General features: G+C 62.5%; 19 protein-coding genes. 17 read left to right on the top strand and 2 right to left on the bottom strand.

Annotated elements, in window-relative coordinates:
• Positions 1 to 191 precede the first annotated feature (191 nt).
• The 6 genes from CCICO_RS08030 to CCICO_RS08005 all read left to right on the top strand — a co-directional run bounded on the left by CCICO_RS08030 (position 192) and on the right by CCICO_RS08005 (position 4,677).
• Positions 192 to 1,433 carry a Na/Pi symporter gene (locus CCICO_RS08030; RefSeq protein WP_156809824.1) on the top strand — a complete coding sequence of 414 codons (1,242 nt, stop codon included), beginning with the start codon at positions 192 to 194 and terminating at the stop codon, positions 1,431 to 1,433.
• A gap of 11 nt (positions 1,434 to 1,444) precedes the next feature.
• Positions 1,445 to 1,834 carry a hypothetical protein gene (locus CCICO_RS08025; protein ID WP_018019272.1) on the top strand — a complete coding sequence of 130 codons (390 nt, stop codon included), beginning with the start codon at positions 1,445 to 1,447 and terminating at the stop codon, positions 1,832 to 1,834.
• Positions 1,835 to 2,127: 293 nt separating this feature from the next.
• Positions 2,128 to 2,526, top strand: a complete 399-nt coding sequence (locus tag CCICO_RS08020; RefSeq protein ID WP_018019271.1) for a hypothetical protein — start codon at positions 2,128 to 2,130, stop codon at positions 2,524 to 2,526.
• Between the two features lie 124 nt (positions 2,527 to 2,650).
• Positions 2,651 to 3,445: a fructosamine kinase family protein gene (locus CCICO_RS08015; RefSeq protein ID WP_018019270.1), complete on the top strand. Its 795-nt coding sequence runs from the start codon at positions 2,651 to 2,653 to the stop codon at positions 3,443 to 3,445.
• 117 nt (positions 3,446 to 3,562) lie between these two features.
• Complete coding sequence (locus CCICO_RS08010) at positions 3,563 to 3,967, top strand: DoxX family protein (RefSeq protein ID WP_018019269.1); 405 nt, start codon at positions 3,563 to 3,565, stop codon at positions 3,965 to 3,967.
• On the top strand, positions 3,964 to 4,677 hold the full coding sequence (locus tag CCICO_RS08005; RefSeq protein WP_018019268.1) for a zf-HC2 domain-containing protein: 714 nt from the start codon (positions 3,964 to 3,966) through the stop codon (positions 4,675 to 4,677). Before CCICO_RS08010 ends, CCICO_RS08005 begins: the two co-directional genes overlap by 4 nt.
• A gap of 16 nt (positions 4,678 to 4,693) precedes the next feature.
• Here CCICO_RS08005 and CCICO_RS08000 read toward each other — a convergent pair whose 3' ends face one another.
• Positions 4,694 to 6,364 carry a dolichyl-phosphate-mannose--protein mannosyltransferase gene (locus CCICO_RS08000; protein ID WP_018019267.1) on the bottom strand — a complete coding sequence of 557 codons (1,671 nt, stop codon included), beginning with the start codon at positions 6,362 to 6,364 and terminating at the stop codon, positions 4,694 to 4,696.
• A 152-nt stretch (positions 6,365 to 6,516) separates the two neighbouring features.
• Here CCICO_RS08000 and rsmI point away from each other — a divergent pair, with 152 nt between their 5' ends.
• The 5 genes from rsmI (at position 6,517) to CCICO_RS07975 (ending at position 13,798) form a co-directional block, all read left to right on the top strand.
• Positions 6,517 to 7,398, top strand: coding sequence for a 16S rRNA (cytidine(1402)-2'-O)-methyltransferase (gene rsmI, locus CCICO_RS07995; protein WP_018019266.1), 882 nt, complete (start codon positions 6,517 to 6,519; stop codon positions 7,396 to 7,398).
• Positions 7,399 to 7,737: 339 nt separating this feature from the next.
• Positions 7,738 to 9,618 (top strand): BCCT family transporter, encoded by a 1,881-nt coding sequence (locus CCICO_RS07990; RefSeq protein WP_018019265.1) that lies wholly within the window; start codon positions 7,738 to 7,740, stop codon positions 9,616 to 9,618.
• Positions 9,619 to 9,753: 135 nt separating this feature from the next.
• Positions 9,754 to 11,016 (top strand): alpha/beta fold hydrolase, encoded by a 1,263-nt coding sequence (locus tag CCICO_RS07985; protein ID WP_018019264.1) that lies wholly within the window; start codon positions 9,754 to 9,756, stop codon positions 11,014 to 11,016.
• Positions 11,017 to 11,136: 120 nt separating this feature from the next.
• Positions 11,137 to 12,969 carry a methionine--tRNA ligase gene (metG, locus tag CCICO_RS07980; protein ID WP_026161370.1) on the top strand — a complete coding sequence of 611 codons (1,833 nt, stop codon included), beginning with the start codon at positions 11,137 to 11,139 and terminating at the stop codon, positions 12,967 to 12,969.
• Positions 12,970 to 12,973: 4 nt separating this feature from the next.
• Entirely contained in the window at positions 12,974 to 13,798 is an 825-nt protein-coding gene (locus tag CCICO_RS07975; RefSeq protein WP_018019262.1) for a TatD family hydrolase, read from the top strand.
• On the opposite strand, the gene CCICO_RS07970 is transcribed toward CCICO_RS07975, so the two are convergent.
• On the bottom strand, positions 13,783 to 14,655 hold the full coding sequence (locus CCICO_RS07970; protein WP_018019261.1) for a Cof-type HAD-IIB family hydrolase: 873 nt from the start codon (positions 14,653 to 14,655) through the stop codon (positions 13,783 to 13,785). The genes CCICO_RS07975 and CCICO_RS07970 overlap by 16 nt on opposite strands.
• A gap of 460 nt (positions 14,656 to 15,115) precedes the next feature.
• Here CCICO_RS07970 and CCICO_RS07965 point away from each other — a divergent pair, with 460 nt between their 5' ends.
• The 6 genes from CCICO_RS07965 (at position 15,116) to ppk2 (ending at position 21,601) form a co-directional block, all read left to right on the top strand.
• Positions 15,116 to 16,255 (top strand): resuscitation-promoting factor, encoded by a 1,140-nt coding sequence (locus tag CCICO_RS07965; RefSeq protein WP_018019260.1) that lies wholly within the window; start codon positions 15,116 to 15,118, stop codon positions 16,253 to 16,255.
• 201 nt (positions 16,256 to 16,456) lie between these two features.
• Positions 16,457 to 17,380: a 16S rRNA (adenine(1518)-N(6)/adenine(1519)-N(6))-dimethyltransferase RsmA gene (gene rsmA / locus CCICO_RS07960; protein ID WP_018019259.1), complete on the top strand. Its 924-nt coding sequence runs from the start codon at positions 16,457 to 16,459 to the stop codon at positions 17,378 to 17,380.
• A complete protein-coding gene (locus CCICO_RS07955; protein ID WP_018019258.1) occupies positions 17,377 to 18,324 on the top strand; it encodes a 4-(cytidine 5'-diphospho)-2-C-methyl-D-erythritol kinase in 948 nt (315 codons plus the stop codon). The genes rsmA and CCICO_RS07955 overlap by 4 nt, the downstream gene beginning before the upstream one ends.
• Before the next feature lie 73 nt (positions 18,325 to 18,397).
• Positions 18,398 to 20,194, top strand: coding sequence for an ABC-F family ATP-binding cassette domain-containing protein (locus tag CCICO_RS07950; RefSeq protein WP_018019257.1), 1,797 nt, complete (start codon positions 18,398 to 18,400; stop codon positions 20,192 to 20,194).
• A 51-nt stretch (positions 20,195 to 20,245) separates the two neighbouring features.
• Entirely contained in the window at positions 20,246 to 20,572 is a 327-nt protein-coding gene (locus tag CCICO_RS07945) for a putative quinol monooxygenase (RefSeq protein ID WP_018019256.1), read from the top strand.
• 102 nt (positions 20,573 to 20,674) lie between these two features.
• A complete protein-coding gene (gene ppk2 / locus CCICO_RS07940; protein WP_018019255.1) occupies positions 20,675 to 21,601 on the top strand; it encodes a polyphosphate kinase 2 in 927 nt (308 codons plus the stop codon).
• The last annotated feature ends 209 nt before the right edge of the window (positions 21,602 to 21,810 follow it).

The following is a 21,810-nucleotide window of genomic DNA, read 5'->3' as shown; positions in this document are numbered from 1 at the left end:
CAGGCCGAGGAAGAATCGATGTGAGTCTAAGATCACAGAACACTGCTTTTTTAGGGTTCTATCAGGCACGATTACGTGGTGTGGGTGGCGTGTTCATCCTTTGTTCATCTTTGGTTCGTGAGGCCGTTATGTCGGTGGTTTTTACTCTTAGCTGATCCTCGTCCATCTCTATACGGAGATATGTGAACTACATGCAGACCAAGAGTCGTGAACTCACCGCTACGGAAGCGCCTCAGGTGGCGCAGAGTGACGCCGCCCTTCCGCGCAGCCCCCTCTCCTTTATTCCGGTGAAGGGGACCGCAGCTAATATCCGCGACTGGATCGGCGTGGTCATTGGCATTTACGTGCTGATCACCGCCGTTCAGGTGATCGGCTCCGGTTTCAAGGTCGCCACCGGCGACCAGGCCGAAGCCCTGTTCTCTTTTGCTTCTAACCCGCTCGTGGCTCTGATGATTGGTCTTCTGGCCACGGCGCTAACTCAATCCTCCTCCACCACCACCTCGATCGTGGTTGGCCTGGTGGCTGGCGGCATGCCCATGGCTGTTGCCATTCCGATGCTTATGGGCGCAAACCTGGGCACCACCATGACCAACACGTTGGTCAGCTTGGGTATGGCTCGCGATAAGGACGCTTTCCGACGCGCCTTCGCCGCAGCCACCGTGCATGACTTCTTCAACCTGATGGCCGTGCTCATCCTGCTCCCGCTGGAGCTGATGTTCGGCGTGTTGGAGAAGAGCTCCCATTGGATGGCCGAGCAGACTCACGGCTCTGACGGCGGCATTGTGGCTACCGTGTTCACTGGCCTGGGATCCTTTGTTAAGGCTGTGACCACTCCGCTGGCTCATCTGTTCAAGAGTGCTGCTGGTTCTCTGGGACTGGGCGATGTGTGGACCGGTGGTCTGCTGATCGTGCTCGGTGTGGTGCTCATCCTCGCGGTGATCAACAACATCGGCAAGCTGCTCAAGGTGCTCATGGTGGGTAAGGCAAAGGACGTGCTGCACAACGCTATCGGCCGCGGCCCGATCACCGGTATCTTCTCCGGCGCGCTGATGACGATCATGGTGCAGTCCTCTTCCACCACCACCTCCTTGGCTGTGCCGCTCGCTGGCTCCGGTACCTTCACCCTGCGTCAGATCTACCCCTTCACCGTGGGCGCAAACATTGGTACCACCATCACTGCACTGATCGCTGCGTTTGGCTTCAGCGGCGGCGAGGGCACCCTGGCTATGCAGGCCGCCTTCGTGCACCTGCTGTTCAACGTCTTTGCCACCCTGATCATTTTCGGCCTTCCCTTCCTGCGGCCGCTGCCCCCTAAGGGTGCAGAACTGCTGGCAAAGGTATCTGCAGAGCGTAAGATTTGGGCTGTGCTGTGGACCGTCGGCGTCTTCGTTGTGGTCCCGCTTCTGCTGATCCTGGCTACCAACATCTTCTAGGGAGCTGATTCATGTCCGACCATAGCGGCGCTGATCTCGAGTCCAAGCTCAAGGCAAAGCTCGCCGAGGCCGAGAAGTACGCCGCCAGCATTCGGGCGGACATCGCATCACTGTCCAAGAAGGCGGATGATCCCGAGTCTGTCGCGGAACAAGATCTCCAGCATGACGCGGTGGATCATCTGGATGATTACATCAAGCAGACCCACGTGCACTGGCACACCATCGTCGAGTTTTTGGAAGACGCTATCGCAGAGCTGCGCCCCGGCCACAAGGATGAGGACCAGGACGAGGTAGCAGAGCAGCAGGTGGCGTCGACAAGCTCCGAGGATGAAGGCCCTAAGAGCACAGCGGAGAAAGCACCGTCCGTGCAGACCCCGCGCGAGGACACCACATCGCCCTGATGCCGCAACCGTGACCCCAAGCGAAGGACGAGCGCTTGGGGTTTCGCTGTTCGAGTGGGGAGCTGCAAGTTTCATCCTGCGAGATCGGCGGTAAGGGCTTATGTTTTTAACGTGGCCTGAACCCACGCCGCTAGGGGAGTACCCTTGGTGGCACCCCACTACTTCCCAGTGGCTATCCCACGAGGAAGGCCACCCAAATGAGCACGAGCGATCGCTGTGCGGGGTGATCCCGATCGGCGACGACTGTGCACACAGAGGTACAACGACCTCCTAACTGTGAGGAAGACGGATTCATGAGTGAACGAAGCGATACTGAACTGGAAGCTCAGTTGGAAGTAAAGCTCGCCGAGGCTGAGGAATACGTCGCTCGCCTGCGCAAGGAGCTGGCTGAGTTGCGGGCCCGCAAGGCGCGCGCCCGGGCCGAGCGGGCGGTAGTTGAGGCAGCAGAAGAAGAGATGCGCGAGGCCGAGCAGCACTCGGTCACCGACGAGCTGGACAAGTACATGCAGCGCACCGCTGTGCAGTGGCGTTCGGTGCTCGAATTTCTTGAGGATTCCATCGCCGAGTTGCGCCGAGATCGCGAAAACAGCACCGGGCACACTCCAGAGGCACGCATTTCTGCCGAGGACGCGGTGCTCGATCCTGTCTCCCAGCCGCGCCACGATGATCCCGAGGAGCCCCCGCAGCACTAGGGCTTGTGGGCCATCCGCGCCGCCACCAGCACCGCCGCGCTGAAGCAGGCGCGAACGCGCTGTGACTAGCGCTCGGGGAGCAGGCAGCACACGGTGGTGGGTGAGAGGAAGGCTCTGCTTTGGCATGCTGGAAGGCATGGACGCCTATGGAGACGATGTATTTATCAAACGCCCCAACGAGCCAGGCGCAGCCCTCGCCGAGGCAGCCGGCCTGCGCTGGTTGCGGGAGGCGGCACCAGCCGCAGTAGTGGAGGTGTGCGAAGCCTCTGAGGAAGCGATTGTCACCGCCCGCGTAGAGCAGGTACGCCCCACGCCCGAGGCCGCTTATGAGGCCGGCCGCCAGATGGCATTCATGCACCGCGGCGGCGCCGATGCCCACGGCGCCCCACCGGCACCTAGCGGGAAACGATTTGAGGGCCAGAATTTCATCGGTACCCAACCGCAGGACTGCATACCGCGAGAGACGTGGAGAGAATTCTATCCGGCGCAGCGCGTGCTGCCCTTCGCCGAGATGGCGCGAGAGCGCGGCAACCTCTCCGAGCAGGATTATCATGACGTGCGAGCGGCCTGCGCAAGCATAGAATCGGCTGACTATCACCCGCCAGTCGCGCGCATCCACGGCGATCTGTGGGCAGGCAACCTGCTCTTCGCTCAGGAAGGCCCTGTGTTTATCGATCCCGCCGCACACGGCGGGGCAGCCCTAACAGACATCGCGATGCTGGCGCTGTTTGGGGCACCATTCTTTGACCACATCGTGCGCGGCTATCGCAGCATCGCCCCGCTGGAGGAGAACTGGCAGGAGCTCATCCCGCTCCACCAGATGCATCCACTGGCGGTACACGCCGCCACCCACGGCCCGTCCTATGGCAGCGAACTGGCACAAGCGGCGCGCGCTGTCCTCGCGATGTGGGGCGAATGATGTGGGATGAGTGATTCGCCCTTAGTGCCTAGGTGATCCGCCGCCGCGAAGGGGCCCTCCAACCTCGTTGAACTACGCGGCTTAGGGTGAGACTTAAGGGTGTTAATCTTAGGAACCATGGACAAACCAGCAACGAGGGACGCAGCGCTGTTGTTCCTGCGCGCCGTGCTCGGCTTCGTCTTTATCGCGCACGGTTGGCAGAAGATCGCGATCGACGGCATGGATGAGACCATCGGCGCGTTCAGCGCGATGCATGTGCCACAGCCCAAGCTCTCCGCCTATATCACCATGGTGGCTGAGCTGGCCTGCGGCGGGCTGCTCGTGGTCGGATTCCTCACCACCATTGCCGCAGCTGTGCTAACACTCGTGATGGCTGGAGCCCTGTACTTCGTGCACCTTGACTCGGGGGTGTTTGTGGGCACGGGCGGCTTCGAATACGTGCTGGTGCTCATCGCCGCGCTGATTATGGTGATCGTCTTCGGCTCAGGGCGCGTCAGTATCGATGGAGCCCTTACTCGATGATGGATTGTGCGCAGGTGCAGGCGGCGTTGTCCGCGCGCCTCGACGGCGAACCTACCGGCATCAACGACGATGCGCTCGACGCCCATCTGGCCCACTGCGAGCAGTGCCAAGCCTTTGTCAATGACGCGGCGGCGCTCAAACGCAGCCTCAACTTCTGCGTCGCCGATACCGCCGGCTCAGCGGAGGCAAGCCCACCGGATCTCTCGGAGCTGATTCTGGCTGGGGTGGAGCCGCAGCGGCGTCGACAAGCATCGCGACGCGCGATCGGGGTGGGGATGAGCCGCGTGGTGCTCGTGGTGTGTGCGATCGCGTTTTTGTTCTGGGCCATTCAGCTCTTCGTCGCCTCCACCACCGTGCAGCAGACATGGCAGGGCGAAGATCTCGATCCTTATCTGGCACGCATGCTCGTCGAGGGAGCCACGGTGCGTCTCGCGTTGGCCTTTGGGTTGGTCTTTGCTGTGTGGCGCTCTCGCATCGCGGTGGGATTGCTGCCGGTCTACGGGGCGCTGTTTACGTTCAGCCTCGGATTCGGGGCGCGCGACATGGTGCTCGGCACACTCGATCGCGACAGCGTGTACTGGCTGGTGCTGGTGGGCCTTAGCGCCCTGGTGCTGCTGTGCTACTGGCTAGCCGATCGAGGCCTTGTGGCATTCGAACTGGCGTGGCGCCAACTATCGGCACAACCCTCACCCAGCGCCGAGCTGCGCTGAGGCGGGCGGAGAAGGCCTAACGCCAGCTGCGCAGCCACATGATGGTGAAGTAGTAATCGTCACTAATCAGCATCCCGTAGAGGATGGGGGAGTAGACGGCAAAGCACACCACTGCTGCCGAGAGGTACGCTACCGCCGCCACGCTGCCGATATGCCAGGTGTGTACGCGTAGCTTGGCAGCAAACCCCGTGCCATCGCTGGCGTGACGACGCAGCGTTGGGCCTCGTCCCCACATCTGGTTCAAGATCAATGCCAGCCCAATGATGATGAAGGGGATCAGCGGCGCGGCATAGAAGAAATACATCTGCCGGTCATAGGAGAGCAGCCACGGGATGTAGCCGGCGCCGAAGCCGAGGAGCACCATCAGATACGCGCCGCGCCCGCGCAGGAAAAACTGCACGATCGCCCACACCAAAACAGGCACGGTGAGCCACCAGATGATCGGGGTGCCGTAGAGGAAGATCATGCGGCGGCAGGTGGAATCGCCGCAGGCGATATCAGTATTGGAGTAAAACAAGACTGGCCGAAGCGCTGCCAGCCAGCTCAGCGGCTTCGACTCCCACGGGTGCTCGTGGCCATTGGAGTTGGTGAGTGAGGAGTGGAAGCTCAGCATTTTGTCGTGGTAATACACCCAGCTGGCCAGGGTATCCGGCAGCGATGCATACCAGGCGCCGTCCTCGATCTTGCCTTCCTCTGCCGCATGCCTAAAGGAGGACGTCTCGGCCGCGAACCAGCCGCGCCAGCTGAAGATGTAGCACAGCACTGGAATGATCACTAGATACACAAAGGCCTTTGGGGCATCGCGCAGCAGTGTCCGGACCACAGCTTTCTTATCCCCAGCGCCGGCGCGCACCCAGGCGTCCCACCACACGGTGACCACGCCAAAAAAGGCCATGTAATACAGCCCCGACCATTTCACCGACAACGCCAAGCCGAAGAACAGGCCGCAGGTGATTAGCCACGGACGCAGGCCAAAGCGCAGCGGCGGCGGGCCGGGGATACGGGCGAGCCGGGCAACCTGTTCGCGGTCGCGAATGAAGGCATAGCAGGCGCAGAGCACGAAGAACACCAGATAGATATCCAGCATGCCGAAGCGGGAGATGACCAGCAGGACGCCGTCGACAAGCGCGAGAATGCCGGCGAAGATAGCGACCCTTAAGGAACGAGAGATGCGGCGAGCCAGTGCCATGATCACGAGCACGAGCACACTGCCGAACACAGCAGCCATCACCCGCCAGCCCAGCGGGGAATAGCCGAAGACGGCTTCGCTGAGGGCAGTCAGCCGCTTACCTAAAGGCGGGTGCACGACCAGCCCATAGCCTGGGTTGGACTCGATGCCGCCGCCGGCAAGCAACCCAAGCTGGCCGTGGATGCTTCGCAGCTGGTCGTAGGCTTGGGGAACATAGTGTTTCTCATCGAACACAGGGGTGCCGCTAGCAGTGTGAGTGCTCAAGCCGATGAAGCGGGTGAGTACAGACAGCACGCCGATGATCGCGAAAGCCAGGCTATCGCTGCGGCTCCAGGTGAGTTCAGAGGTTAGCGACGCGGACTTAGCGCGGCGCCCGCCCACCGCTGTCGACCCAGAAAAAGGCTCGCGGTTAAGCAGCTGGGTCTGGGCGGCAGGGCGGGGAGGGGAATCGGAGGGCGGGTTAACGGCGCTATGCGCACTCGCCGAGGCTGAACTCATGGCTACATAGTTTAAGTGGAAAGCAGGACACTGCTAAAGCAGTGGGCCTGTAGGTGGGCTGCAGCGTCTGAGCGGTGTAGCGCTCGCAGGTATGTGTGCAGGCTGGGGTGGAGGCGAGCAGCGCCGCGCGGGCGTGTGAGAAGCTAGAGGCCATGGATATCTCCTCTGCGTCCGTTCCCACTCCGCCGGCCTACCGCGAACCCCTGCCCCGTGGGGTGATTATCGCGGCCACGCCGCTGGGCAATATCTACGATGCCTCGCCGCGGCTGCTCGCGGCATTGGCGCAGGCGGACATCATTGCAGCGGAAGATACTCGCCGGACGCGGTCGCTGGCCGCAGCTCTCGGCGTAGAGATCAGGGGCAAGGTGATCTCTAATTTCGACCACAATGAAAGCGCCAGGGTGGAGGATCTCATCGCCGCCGCCCGCGCCTATTCGGTGCTGGTGGTCACCGATGCAGGCATGCCGAGCGTGTCCGATCCAGGCTTTCCGCTCGTGCAGGCCGCCCACGAGGCGGGGGTGCCGGTGACCTGTCTGCCTGGCCCCTCCGCTGTTCCCACCGCCTTGGCACTGTCGGGGCTGCCGGTGGGGCGGTTCTGCTTCGATGGTTTCGCCCCGCGCAAAGCTGGGGCGCGCCGCAGTTGGCTCGAATCGATGCGCAGCGAAGAGCGCGCCGTGTGCTTTTTCGAATCCCCGCACCGCATTGCCGCCACTCTCGCCGAGGCGGCCGAGATTCTCGGCTCCTCACGGCAGGCCGCGGTGTGTCGCGAGCTCACCAAAACCTTCGAAGAGATCAAGCGCGGCAGTCTCGGCGAGCTCGCCGAGTGGGCCGCTGGCGGCGTGAAGGGGGAGATCTCGGTGGTGATCGCTGGTGCAGATGGCACAGCCGAGAGCAGCCTCGAGGATATCGTGGAGCGTGCCCTCGAACGCGTGGAAGCGGGCGAGCGGGTAAAGACGGTGACCAAGGACCTGGCCAAGGAGTACAAGGTCTCTAAAAACGAGCTGTACGACGCCGTGATTGCCCGCCGCGGCTAGCTACCTCGGGCTGCTGCGTAGCCCAGCTCAGCCTGTGGATGTGGAAACGACCGCAGTGGCCGCAGCACAGCTTGTGATGTGGTCGAGACAACAATCCCCACCGCAGGCCCCCAGCGAGAGCGAATTGTTACCGTTTTGTGATCTTCTCGTGTGGGGTGGTGGCCGGTAGGATGGGCGAAACGCCGAGCTGAACAGGGCGGATGGGCGTTGCTGTGCGGTGGCTGAGCCCATGCTGAGCAGTCTCTGAGCATGCTAAAGAAGCGCCTATGCTGCGGTTTTCGCCCCATCTGGCCGCCGGGTGCTTTTGGCAATTAGGTCGATCTTCACCAAGGTAGAAGTATGAGCACTTCTGACCAGAATGATGCGGCAGCCAGCTCTGCCGCGGATGAGACCGGAGGATCCGGCGCTGACACCCACGCGGTGCACGCGTCGGCGAACACGGCCACGCAGTCCGATCAGGCCACCAGCGCCTCGGGCAGCGCGGAGACCTCCAGCGGCACCACCGCCGCGGACGAGTTCGCCTCTCTCCTCGACTCCGACGCCGATTACAACTACGACGAAGCCGCCGCCGAGTTTGATGACTACGGCGCCTATGAGGACAAGAATGCCCCGCTCAGCTGGGGCATCATTGTCCCCTCGATGGCTGTGGTGATCGCTATTGTGGTGTGGGGTTTGGCCCTGCCCGATAGCTTCGCCACGTTTGCTGACAACGCCTTCGCCCAGGTGATTGACAAGCTGGGCTGGGCCTTCGTGCTCTTCGGCACGGTATTTGTGGCCTTCATTCTGTATGTGGCCATGAGCAAGTTCGGCAATATTAACCTCGGCGCTGATGGCGATGCGCCCGAGTTTTCCACCCCCAGCTGGATCGCGATGATGTTCGCCGCCGGCATGGGTATCGGCCTGATGTTCTTCGGTACCTCCGAGCCGTTGACCTTCTACCGCAATGGTGTGCCCGGACACCCAGACCACCAGGCTTCTTCGGCCTTTGCCTCCACGCTCTTCCACTGGACGCTGCACCCGTGGGCGATCTACGCGATCGTCGGCTTGGCCATTGCTTATTCCACCTTCCGCCTTGGCCGCAAGCAGCTGCTGTCCTCGGCATTTATTCCGCTGATCGGCGAGCGTGGCGCCAATGGCATTATTGGCAAGCTCATCGATATTCTCGCGGTGATCGCTACCGTCTTCGGTACCGCAGCCTCGCTGGGTATCGGTGCCCTGCAGATTAAATCCGGCCTGGATGCCTCGGGCGTGATTGAAGATCCGCAGAACTCCACCGTGATCATGATCGTGCTGATCCTCACCCTCTGCTTCATCATCTCCGCAATGTCGGGTGTGGGTAAGGGCATCCAATACATCTCCAACGCCAACATGGTGATGGCAGCTGTGCTCGCCATCTTCGTCTTTGCGGTGGGCCCCACCGTGAACGTGCTCAACATGCTGCCCACCTCTGTGGGATCCTACTTCTCCCAGTTCTTCGAGATGGCGGCTCGTACCGCCAACAATGGCAACCCCGAGGCCGCCGAGTGGGTCTCCGGTTGGACCATCTTCTACTGGGCATGGTGGATTTCCTGGAGCCCCTTCGTGGGCATGTTCCTGGCGCGCATCTCCCGCGGCCGCACCGTGCGTGAGTTCATCCTCGGTGTGATGCTCGTTCCCACCGCTGTGTCCGCAGTGTGGTTCTCCATCTTCGGCGGCACCGCCATCACCTTCGAACAGCGCGGCCAGTCCATCTGGGGCGATGGCAATAGCCAGCGTCAGCTCTTCGATCTGCTGCACCAGCTGCCGGGCGGATTCATCGCCGGCTTCGTAGCCATGGTGCTGCTGGCCACCTTCTTCATCACCTCCGCGGACTCCGCCTCCACGGTGATGGGCTCGCTGAGCCAGAACGGCGCCATCGAGGCCAACCGCTATGTTTCCGCAGCATGGGGTATCCTCACCGCCGGCATCGGCTTGACGCTGCTGCTGATTGGTGACGGCGAAGACTCGCTGTCGAACCTGCAGAACGTGACCATCGTGGCCGCCTCGCCCTTCCTCGTGGTGATCATTTTGCTCATGGTTGCCTTGTACAAGGATCTGAGTAATGACAAGCTCTATCTGGATCACAAGGAGCAGCAGCGCTGGGCTATGAAGCTGGCCCGCGAGCGCCGCGTGTACAACGAGTGGAAGCAGGCGCAGGAGCGTCGCAACGAGGTGCGTCGTAAAGCGCGCAAGATGACCTAAACGCGTCTTAGCGTCACATAGCTCACCGCCCTGTCCCCGAAAGTCAAGGGGACAGGGCGGTGTCTTGTGCGCTTATGCAGGCGCGTATCGCCGCGGGCGCTGAGGTGTCCGGTACCGGCGCTACACTGTGGCCCTATGAAGCACACAACCTCCACTCAGCATCTCGGTGAGCTCACGCTTACCTCCATCACCTTCACCCAGCCGCTCAGCGCGGACCCGCAGGATGAGCGCAGCATCGATGTCTTCGCCCGCGTGGTCACAGGCCCCGGTGGGGAAAACAAGCCCTATCTCCTCTTCCTGCAAGGTGGGCCCGGGGTAGAGGCGCCGCGCCCATGCGCCCAGCCGGCAGAGCCCTCCTGGTTGCCCACAGCCCTAGAGCACTACCAGGTGGTGATGCTCGATCAGCGCGGTACCGGCAACTCCAGCCCTGTGGACGAGCGCATCCTCGAAGGCCGCAGCGCCGAGGAGGTGGCCGAGTATCTTACTCACCTTCGCGCCGACGGCATTGTGCGCGACGCCGAGGCGCTACGCACAATCCTCGGCGTGGACACGTGGTGCACCCTGGGGCAATCCTTCGGCGGGTTCAGCACCCTGCACTACATCTCCACCCACCCGGAATCGCTGGATACCTGCTACTTCACCGGTGGGCTTTCTGCGGTGGGGCGCACAGCCGATGAGGTCTACACCGAGTGCTATCGCCGGATGCGGCGCAACTCCGAGGAGTTTTATCGCCGCTTCCCGCAGCTGCGAGAGACCATGCGCGACCTGGTCGAGGCTGCCCGCGCGGGCCAGATCGTGCTGCCTGATGGCGAGGTGGTCTCGGAGACGCGCCTGCGCTCGCTGGGGCACTGCCTCGGCTCGGATGATGGCTGGTTGAAGCTCTACCAGCTGCTACAGCTCGACCCCAGCTCGAGCCAGTTTGCCTACGATCTCGCAGGGCTTCTGCCTTATGGCGGGCGCAACCCGCTCTACTATGTGCTGCACGAATCCTCCTACGCCGATGGGGTCGTGACCAACTGGGCCGCGCAGCGCTGCATGCCCCAGGAATTCAAGGACGATCCCACGCTGCTGCTCGGCGAGCACGTGTTTAAAGAATGGTCTGAGACCGTCCCCGCTTTTCAACCGTGGGCCGAGGTGGCAGAGATCCTCGCCGAGCACGAGTGGCCTAGTCTCTACGATGCCGAGGCGCTCAAGGCATCCGGTGTTCGCGGCGCGGCTGCGGTGTATGCCAACGACGTCTTCGTTCCCCTCAACTTCTCCCTCGACACAGGCGAGTTGTTGGACCACGTCAAGCTGTACATCACCAGCGAGTACGAGCACGGGGGATTACGCACCAGCCAGAACGGGGCCGTGTTGAGGCACCTGTTCGATCTCGCGACCGACCGCCGGGTGCGTTAAGCAACCGCCGAGTGGGCTCAAGCCTGCGGACCGCTGTGGTGCGGGTGGGGGAGGGTGGCGTCGATAAGCATATGGCGCCTAAGTCTTAGACTTAGCTGTCTATCAATTATGCTCGTAGGCATGTCTGAATCTGTGCTCGTCTCAGTTGCTTGGCCCTACGCCAACGGCCCCCGCCACATCGGTCACGTGGCAGGCTTCGGCGTACCGTCCGATGTGTTTGCCCGCTACCAGCGTATGCGTGGCCGCACGGTGTTGATGATCTCTGGGACCGACGAGCACGGCACCCCGCTTCTCGTGCAGGCGGAAAAGGAAGGGGTGGCGGTCCAAGAGCTCGCGGATCGCTACAACCGCCAGATCGTGGAAGATCTCGCCGGGCTGGGTTTGACCTACGATCTATTCACCCGTACCACCACCCGCAATCACTACGCCACGGTGCAGGAGCTTTTCCGCGGGTTGTATGACAACGGCTACATGGTCAAAGAGACCACCCAGGGCGCAATTTCGCCATCCACCGGCCGAACTCTGCCGGATCGCTACATCGAGGGCACCTGCCCGATCTGTGGCGCCGATGGTGCCCGCGGCGATCAATGCGATCACTGCGGTAACCAGCTAGATCCGGCGGATCTGATCAACCCAGTATCCAAGCTCAATGGTGAGACCCCGGAGTTCCGCGAGACCGAGCACTTCTTCCTCGATCTTCCCGCCCTCGCCGAGGCGTTGGAGAGCTGGCTGAACGAGCGCGAGGATTGGCGTCCGAACGTGCTGAAGTTCTCCATGAACCTGCTGAAGGATATTCGCCCACGCGCGATGAGCCGCGACATCGACTGGGGTGTGCCCGTGCCCATTGAGGGCTGGGAGGACAACAACGCCAAAAAGCTTTATGTGTGGTTCGACGCGGTGGTCGGCTACCTGTCCTCGTCTATCGAGTGGGCGTATCGCAGCGGCAAGCCCGAGGCGTGGCGCGAGTTCTGGAACAACCCAGACACCCGCTCCTACTACTTCATGGGCAAGGACAACATCACCTTCCACTCCCAGATCTGGCCGGCGGAGCTGCTGGGCTATCGCGGACAGGGCTCGCGCGGTGGCGAGGCAGGCTCGCTTGGCGAGTTGGATCTTCCCACTGAGGTCGTCTCCTCCGAGTATCTGACGATGTCGGGCTCGAAGTTCTCCTCCTCTAAGGGCGTGGTGATTTACGTCAAGGACTTCCTACAAGAGTTCGGCCCTGATCCGCTGCGCTATTTCATCGCGGTGGCCGGCCCCGAGAACAATGACACCGACTTCACTTGGGACGAGTTTGTGCGCCGAGTGAACAATGAGCTGGCTAATGGCTGGGGCAACTTGGTCAACCGCACCGTGTCCATGGCGTATAAGAACTTCGGCGAAATCCCCACCCCGGGTGATCTCACCGCCGCTGATCAGGCGCTGTTGGAGCAGGCGGAGCGGGCTTTCGTGGAGGTTGGTGAGAACCTGGAGCACTCCAAGTTCAAGGCCGCGATCAGCCAGGTGATGCACATTGTCGGCGAGGCCAATGCCTATATCGCCGAGAACGAGCCATGGAAGCTGGCTAAGGACGACACCCAGCGCGAACGCCTGGGCACGGTGCTGTGGACTGCGCTGCAGGTGGTGTCTGACTGCAACACCATGCTCACCCCCTTCATCCCGCACACCGCCCAGAAGGTGCACGAAACCTTGGGACGTGAGGGTGAGTGGGCCGCCACCCCGCAGGTGCGTGAGGTGGCCGATGACATGCCGGTGGAGCCGGTGGGCGTGGGCCTGCCAGCTAAGGACAAGACCTATCCGGTGATCATGGGTGATTACACCCAGCAGCAGGCCACGTGGCAGCGCATCGAGTGCGTTCCTGGCACGCCGCTGTCCAAGCCGAAGCCGCTGGTGCACAAGCTCGACCCGGCGCTGGCCGAGGAAGGCCCGTCCTGGGCGCCGGTGGTGAGCTAGCGCGATGGGATCAAAGAAGCGGCCTGTTCCCACTCCGCTCGCTGGGGCATCGGGGCTTATCGACGCTCACACGCACCTCACCTCCTGCCCAGATGAGCCGGAAGCGGTGGTGCAGCGCGCCCGCGCCGCGGGGGTAGATGCGTTGGTGACCGTGGGCGATGGCCTCGAGGAGGCCGAGCAAGCGCTAGAGGTGGCCACCCAGCTGGATCGGGTGTGGGCGGCGTGCGCCATTCACCCCACCCGTGCCCGAGAACTCGATGACAGCGCCCGTGAGCGGCTGACTCAGCTCGCCCAGAATCCGCAGTGTGTCTCGATCGGGGAGACAGGCCTTGATACGTATTGGATCGGTAAGCAAGACTGGTGCGCTCCGCTTGAGGTGCAGGAAGAAGCCTTGCGTTTCCACATTGATTTAGCGGTGGAGAGCGGCAAGGCGTTGATGATCCACAACCGCGAGGCCGATGCAGATCTCATGCGGGTGCTTGCTAGCGCCCCACAGCCTGAGACCGTGATCTTGCACTGCTTCTCCTCGCCGCTGGAGGTAGCCCAGCAGGCGTGGGAGCGCGGCTATGTGCTGTCTTTTGCCGGCAATGTCACGTTTAAACGCAACGATTATCTGCGCGAGGCAGCAGCCCAAGTGCCCCTTGATCAGATCCTGTACGAGACCGATGCGCCGTACATGACGCCGGAGCCGTTTCGGGGTGCCCGCAATGAGCCAGCGTTCATCGGCCATACCGCCGCGTGCATTGCCCACGCGCGCGGGATGGAGTTGGCGGAATTCACCGCCGCGGCCGCGGAAAACTTCCGTCGGGTGTATCAGCTCGATACGTAGTCGCACCCGTCGAGCAGACGGGTGAGTACTGTGAGCACTCCTTGGTCGCTGTTGGGCGGGGCGATGTAATCGGCCAGCTCGGCGATACGGGGGTGCGCATTGGCCATGGCCACGGCCACTCCCGCCTGCTGGAGCAGCTCACAATCGTTGAGATAATCGCCGAAAGCGAGCGTCTGTTCGGGCGATATTCCCAACTGTGAGCACAAGTGGCGCAGCCCGTGACCCTTATCGGCCTCGAGGGACATCACGTCGATCCAGTGCGCACCAGAGACGGCCACCTTTGCCACCCCGGTGAAGTTGGCGAGATGCGGGTAGATGGTCTCCTCGACGGAGTCGAACCCGAAGATCGCAATCTTGATCACGTTGTCTGGGCTGAGCTCTGCCACCGAGTCCACGCGCCGCATCGAGGCGTAGTAGCGCTCGGTCTGATCAAGAAAGGCGGGATCGGTGCGGTCGATATAGGCCACCTCGGGGGTGCAGACAACGAGGCCCACATCGTGGCCGCGGGCGGCAAGCCGGCCCACTTTCCCCACTACCTCCCGCACGATATCTGGGGCGATCATGGTGGTGGACACCGTGGTGTCGTCGCAGACCACATTGGTGCCGTTTTCCGCAATGAAGCAGCGAGGTGCCACCTGTGCCGCGGGGTCATTGAACTGCTCGTACAAGGTGGCGTATTGCCTGCCGGAGGCAGGGGCGAAGGTGATGCCGGCCCGGTCCAGGCGGCTCAAAAGTGGCCACAGTCCGGCGGGAATCTGGTGGTCATCACCCAAGAGAGTGCCATCCATATCGGCAACGACGAGCTTGATGGAGTGGTCGCGAAGTAGGGTGGCGGGGATATCGCTGGGGGAGAACATGAGGGTCCTTCACGCGTGGGTCATTATGTGTTTTCAGGCGGCGGTCTCATCCTAGTGTTTCACGCCAGCGGGCTAGAGGGGCAGGCTGGTGGGCGTGCCTAGTTAGCTACCGCCGAGGTGGGCGTGCTGCGAGTGCATGTGAGCAAAAGCACCTTGGTGTGGCGGGGGTGGCGGATGAGCGTGCGCATCGGGATGAGATGCCACATCTGCTACATGCGTGAGTCGGTAGGGGCGGCTGTGACGGCTGTGGTTTCCCCACGGAAAGGTCTCTATCCTGCACGGTCTGATATCTAAGACATTTCAGTCAGGGTGGCGGAAATCTCTAGACATTGCGGAATTGTTACCGTACTGTTACATCCATTGCGACAGCGGGGGAGGGACACCACGCTCCGATCCGCCGGCTGCGCACGATAGACGATCACCACGACACACCGCTTACGGTGAAGGGACAACTGGTTTCATGGGAATCCGTACCAAGGCTCGCATCAACCGCACCGGCTCTAGCTCCACTCCGCTGCGCGTCGCCACCGGCGGCATGCTGGCCACCCTGTTGGTCGGTGGTGTGGTCTCGGCCAATGCTGTGGGCAAAAACGATGTGACGATCGACTTCAATGGCGAGACCATCAACCTAGCCACCGGCTCGGCCACCGTGGGTGCTGCGCTCGATGAGGCTGATATTCCGGCCGAGGACCGCGATCTCGTTAGCCCCAGCCCGGAGAGTGCCATCAGTGATGATCAAACCATCACTGTGCGCAGCGCCAAGCAGGTGGCTGTGGTGATTGACGGTGAGGAAAAGACTGTCGATTCCACCGCCCTCACTGTCGATGAGCTGCTTAAAGAGCTCGGCATGGTGGATCCCTCCGATCTGATCTCCTTGGACGGCACCACCGTGATTCCGCGTGACGGGCTCACCGTGGACGTGATTAAGTCCAAGATCATCACCATCAACGATGGCGGTGCCATCACCTACTCCAAGGTGGCGGAAAAGACCGTGGGTGATGTGCTGAAGGAGCGCGGGATCACCCTAGGTGAGAAGGACGAGGTAAGCCCCGCCCCGAACACCCCTGTCACCCGCGGGATGTCCATTGACGTCAAGCGCGTGGAGGAAAAGGAAGTCACCGATACCCAGCCCTTTACCGCCGATCCGGTGTACGTGGATGATGAGAGCCTGGAGCAAGGTGCCGAAGTAGTCGAGCAGGAGGCAACCCCGGGCGAGCGGGAGATCACCCGCAAGGTCACGTTGGTCAACGGCAAGGAGGTGGCCTCTGTGACTATCCGTGAAAAGGAGCTGCGCCCCTCCACTCCGGCCACCATTAAGCGGGGCGTGAAGCCCGCCGCGCCGGCTGTGGCTGGTGGCAGCGTGTGGGACCAGATCGCCCAGTGCGAGTCCGGCGGCAACTGGAGTATCGATACCGGTAATGGCTACTCCGGTGGCCTGCAATTCGCCCCCTCCACGTGGCAGGCCTATGGCGGTGGCCAGTACGCCCCCACCGCAGGGCAGGCCACCCGCGAGCAGCAGATCGACGTGGCCCAGCGGGTTCAGGCCGCTCAGGGCTGGGGCGCATGGCCCGCCTGCACCGCGAAGCTGGGCATCCGCTAACAGCCTCCGCAGATGGCGCGGCACACTGATCGCGCCTCGATAGTTTTCTCGGCTTCCCGCTCCTGCCATCGTTGATGGTGGCGGCGGGAAGTCTTTTTTCTGCGCGCGCCAGTTCGTCCCAGCATTCCCGGCTTGCCTCAGCGGGTCCTTGCGCGCCTCTGTGCTGGGTGCGGGCCACGGACCCACTAGACTGAAGAAACTATGACGACCGCACCGCCGCCGCACGCCGAGGATGGCGCCGCTTCAGCTTCCGGCACCGCCGTACAGCTACTGGGGCCGAAGGAGATTCGCGAGCTCGCAGAGAAGCTCGATGTGAGCCCGACGAAGAAGCTGGGCCAAAACTTCCTGCATGATCCCAACACTGTGCGCATGATTATCGCCGCCGCCGATATCACCGCTGCCGACGATGTGATCGAGATCGGCCCTGGGCTCGGCTCGCTCACTCTCGGGCTGGTGGAGGCCGCCCGTTCGGTTACGGCCGTAGAGATCGACCCGCGCCTAGCGGGCGAGTTGCCGGCCACGGCGAGGGCGCGTGCCGGTGCTGCCGCCGCCCGGCTGGAGGTACACAACCGCAACGCCCTTGAGTTCTCCCATGAGGAGTGCGCAACCAAGCCCACCGTGCTGGCAGCGAATCTGCCCTATAACGTCTCGGTGCCGGTGTTGATGCACATTCTGGCGGAGTTCCCCTCGCTCACTCGGGTGCTGGTGATGGTGCAAAAAGAGGTGGCGGATAGGCTCTCGGCACAACCGGGCAGCAAGATCTACGGGGTGCCGAGTGTGAAGGCCGCCTACTATGGCTCGGTGCGCCGCGCCGGGGTGATCGGAAAGAACGTGTTTTGGCCTGCCCCAAAGATCGATTCCGGTTTGGTGCGCATCGACTGCTTCGATCGTGATGCCATGCCGTGGCAGGCGAGCGCCGCGGAGGTCTTTCCGATCGTGGACGCCGCTTTTGCGCAGCGTCGCAAAACCCTTCGCGCCGCACTGGCGGGGCACTTCGGTTCCGGTGAACGCAGCGAGGCGATTCTTCGCCGGGCGGGCATCGATCCCACCCTGCGTGGCGAACGCCTCGGGGTGCAGGAGTTTGTGGATATTGCGGTGGCTAGTCGTGAGGACGCGGGCGCATGAGTTTTCCCACCACCTCGGTGCGCGCTTGCGCCAAAATCAACTTCTTCCTCGGGGTGGGTGCTGCCCGCGCGGACGGCTTCCATGAGCTCACCACCGTGTTTCAATCCCTGTCTAATCACAATGTGGTGCGGCTAAGCCCCGCCTCGGGCCCGGCTCAGCTCGGAGAGTATGTGGCGAGTGTGAGCGCCTCAGGTTTGGCGGCGCGTTCGGTGCCGCTTGATGCCAGCAACCTTGTGGTTGCCGCCGCGAGCCGCTACCTCGCGGAGGTGGCCGCAAACCACCCTGAGATCCAGCTGCCGGTGCTCGATATCCATATTCACAAAGGCATTCCTACCGCCGGCGGCATGGCGGGTGGTTCTGCGGACGCGGCCGCCGTGTTGCACGCCTTGAGTGATTACGCCCCGCTGCCTAGGCAGCGGGTGCTCGAGATCGCCGCGGAGTTGGGCTCGGATGTGCCATTTAGCCTGGTGGGTGGAACACAGCTGGGGACCGGCCGCGGCGAGCGGTTGGTGCCGATGCTGAGCCGTGGCACCTATCATCTGGCGCTAGGGATTCAGAAGCAGGGGCTGAAAACCCCAGAGGTGTTTGCCAAGCTCGATGAGATGCGCGCCGCCGGCAAGACCGCTGAGCCAAACACAGACACCTCAGCTCTTGCTACGGCTTTGGTGAGCGGGAAGCCAGCGGCGGTGGCCGCCGAGATGCACAATGATCTGCAGCCGGCGGCGCTATCGCTCATGCCGGCGCTGCGCGCCACATTGGCCGCAGGCAAGGATGCAGGCGCCTTATGCGGTATCGTCTCCGGTTCTGGGCCCACCACGGCGTTTCTCTGCGACAGCGCTGATGCGGCCGAGGTGGTGGCCGAGGATCTGCGCGACTCCGGCACCGTTTTTGACGCCTTCGCCGTGCACACCGTGCCCCAAGGCATCGGGAGCATCGATACCTAGCCGATCTGGCTGATTCCCGCATGCCCGCCCTGCATATCGACGCCAACTAGTGGAAAAGGACATACCCGCCGTCGTGGCCAATTTGATCAATCTGGAAAACGTGAGTCAGAGCTTCGGGCTAAAGACCCTACTCAATTCCGTGAGTTTGGGCGTGCAGTCGCACGACCGCATCGGGGTGGTGGGGCTCAATGGTGGCGGTAAAACCACTCTGATTGAGATCCTGTCTGGCCAGCTCGCCCCAGATTCCGGACGGGTCTCGCACAATAAAGAGCTGCGCATGGCGGTGGTGACTCAGCGGGCGAAGCTGGACGATACCCGCACCGTGGGGGAGGTGGTGCTCGAACAGCTCGGCCTCGAAACCTACGAGTGGGCTTCCAACGCCAAGGTGCGCGATGTGCTCTCTGGGTTGGGGATCGTGGATCTGGGGCTGGATACCTCGGTGTCGTCGCTTTCCGGCGGGGAGCGACGCCGCACCCACCTCGCCGCGGCACTGGTGCGCGATCTAGACCTGGTGGTGCTCGACGAGCCCACCAACCACCTCGACGTGGAGGGGGTGCGCTGGTTGGCGGATCACCTGCTGCAGCGCAACCTCGCCGTAGTGGTGGTTACCCACGATCGCTGGTTCCTCGACACCGTGGCCACCCACACCTGGGAGGTGCACGACGGCACCGTGGACGTCTACGAGGGTGGCTACAACGATTGGACTTTCGCCCGCGCCGAGCGTGCCCGCCAGGCCGATGCCATGGAACAGCGCCGGCGTAATCTCGTCCGCAAGGAGCTGGCCTGGTTGCGTCGCGGCGCGCCGGCTCGCACCTCGAAGCCGCGCTACCGCATCGAGGCCGCCGAGGCGCTGATCTCTGATGTGCCGGCCCCGCGCGACACCGTGGAGCTGATGGCCTTTTCCAAACGCCGCCAAGGCAAAGTGGTGATCGAGCTGGAAGATGCCACGATCTCTACCCCGGATGGCCGGGTGCTGGTGCAGGATCTTACGTGGCGTCTCGCGCCGGGCGAGCGCATCGGTTTGGTCGGGGTGAACGGCTCCGGCAAGACCACGGTGCTGCGAGCACTGGCCGGCGAGCATCCGCTCGATGCTGGCCGACGCATCGAGGGCAAAACGGTACGCCTCGGCTGGCTGCGCCAGGAGCTCGATGATCTCGACCCCAACCGCCGCGTGCTCGACGCGGTGGAGGATGTGGCCAGCTATGTGGAGCTGGGAAAGAAGCAACTCTCGGCTTCTCAGCTAGCAGAGCGCCTCGGCTTTTCCGCCAAAAGGCAGCGCACCCCGATTAAGGATCTCTCCGGTGGCGAGCGCCGTCGACTGCAGCTCACCCGGGTGCTGATGGCTGAGCCGAATGTGCTGCTTCTCGACGAGCCGACCAACGATCTAGACATCGATACCCTGCAGGAATTGGAATCGCTGCTGGACTCTTGGCCAGGCACCCTCGTGGTGATTTCCCACGACCGTTACCTGATTGAGCGCATCGCGGATTCCACGTGGGCGCTATTCGGCGATGGCGGGCTCACGAATCTACCGGGCGGGATTGAACAGTATCTCGCGCGCCGCGATGAGTTGGCAGCCGCGGAAAGCTCGGGACCGCTGAATGTGGGCACCAAGGAAGCGTCGACAAGCGCGAAGAAGGTAGACCAGAAGCAGTGGCGAGCCCTGTCGAAGAAGCTGGCCGCCACCGAGCGCAAGCTGGATAAGGTGCGTGCGGAGATCGACTCCCTCAATGAGAAGATGGCCGCCGCGGCGGAAGCGGTGGATCAGGAGGCGATGATCGAGCTTGATGCGGCGCTGAAGGATGCCCGCGCGCGTGCCGAAGACCTCGAGATGCAGTGGCTGGAGCTGGGTGAGGAGATGGAAGGCTAGCGCTGCGCTGCGCTTCTGGCCGCGGGCTGGGAATTTTCGTAGGCTGGGGCCATGATCTTGATCAACGTAAAATTCACCGTTAAGGACGAGTACGTGGAGACCTTCCGCCAGGAAGTCGCCGAGTTCACCGAGGCCACCCGCGCCGAAGAGGGCAACCTGTTCTTCGAGTGGTATCGCTCCACCGATGAGCCCAACAGCTACATTCTCATCGAGGGCTTCAAGGATGACGCCGCCGAGGCGCACGTGAACTCCGATCACTTTAAGAAGGCCTGCGAGGACATGCCGCACCTGCTGGTGAAGACCCCGGACATCATCAACACCGTCATCGAGGGCAAGACCGAGTGGGACAAGATGGCTGAGTTCTCTGTAGAGGACTAATCCCCGTAGCCACTACCGCACGGGCCACGGCGCTAAGCGCTGTGGCCCTTTCGTGCTGAATAAGCCGGTTTTTTCAGCGAATCGTCAGGTACGCTGGTTTTTATGAGCAAGAAGGACACGAAGGATTTCACTAACCCGCCGAAGCTATCGAAGAAGGCCTACGAGTCAGAGCTCAAGCGCCTCCAAGCCGAGCTGGTGGACATGCAGCAGTGGGTGGTGGAAACCGGCGCCCGCGTGGTGATTGTCATGGAAGGCCGTGACGCCGCCGGCAAGGGCTCCGCAATCAAGCGCATCACCCAATACCTCAACCCGCGCACCTGCCGCATTGAGGCGCTGCCGGCCCCGAACTCCCGCGAGCAAGGCCAGTGGTACTTCCAGCGCTACATCGAGCGGCTGCCCACCGCCGGGGAAATCGTGATCTTCGACCGCTCCTGGTACAACCGAGCCGGAGTGGAACGTGTCATGGGCTTTTGCACCTCCGCGGAGTACCGCCGCTTCTTGCACCAAGCCCCCATTTTCGAGCGCCTGCTGGTGGAAGACGGCATCATGCTTCGCAAGTACTGGTTCTCGGTGTCGGATGAGGAGCAGGTGAAGCGCTTCAAGTCGCGCCGTAATGATCCGCTGCGCCGCTGGAAGCTCTCGCCGATGGATCTGCAGTCCATCACGCGCTGGGAGGATTACTCCCGCGCCAAGGACGAGATGTTCATCCACACCGACATCCCTTCCGCGCCCTGGTACACCGTGGAATCCGAGGATAAGAAGCGCTCTCGCATCAATGTGATCAGCCACTTGTTGTCCACCATCCCGTACGAGAAGATCGACCGCGAGCTGCCGGAGATTCCCGAGCGGCCCGAGGCGGAAACCAACTACGAGCGCCCGCCGCGCTCGGACTTCCGCTACGTGCCGGACGTGGCCGCCAAGCTGGAAAAGGACAAGGTTGACGGCGAGGAGAAGAAGGGCAAGTCAAAGAAGAACGGCAAGTCGAAGAAGAACAAGAAAAACAAGAAAGCCGCAAAGGATAAGAAGTAGCCCTCGCGGCCTCGCAGCTAAGCGCACGCTCCAGGCATGACGATTGCTAGGGGGCGTGCGCTTGTGCGTTCGCGCAGGGCTTGTCGACGCAGCGAGCCACCGAGTGCGCAGCCTGCGGTAGGGCGCGGGCGCGGCTGGCTGGATGGCGCGGCTGAATGGGTGGTGCAGCGAAACTTGGAACTAGTGTTGGCGGACACATTGCTTGAGGA

This window comes from Corynebacterium ciconiae DSM 44920, assembly GCF_030440575.1.
GTDB lineage: Bacteria > Actinomycetota > Actinomycetes > Mycobacteriales > Mycobacteriaceae > Corynebacterium > Corynebacterium ciconiae.
Note: the sequence above shows the minus strand (reverse complement) of the source record. Positions and strands in the feature narration are given on the sequence as shown.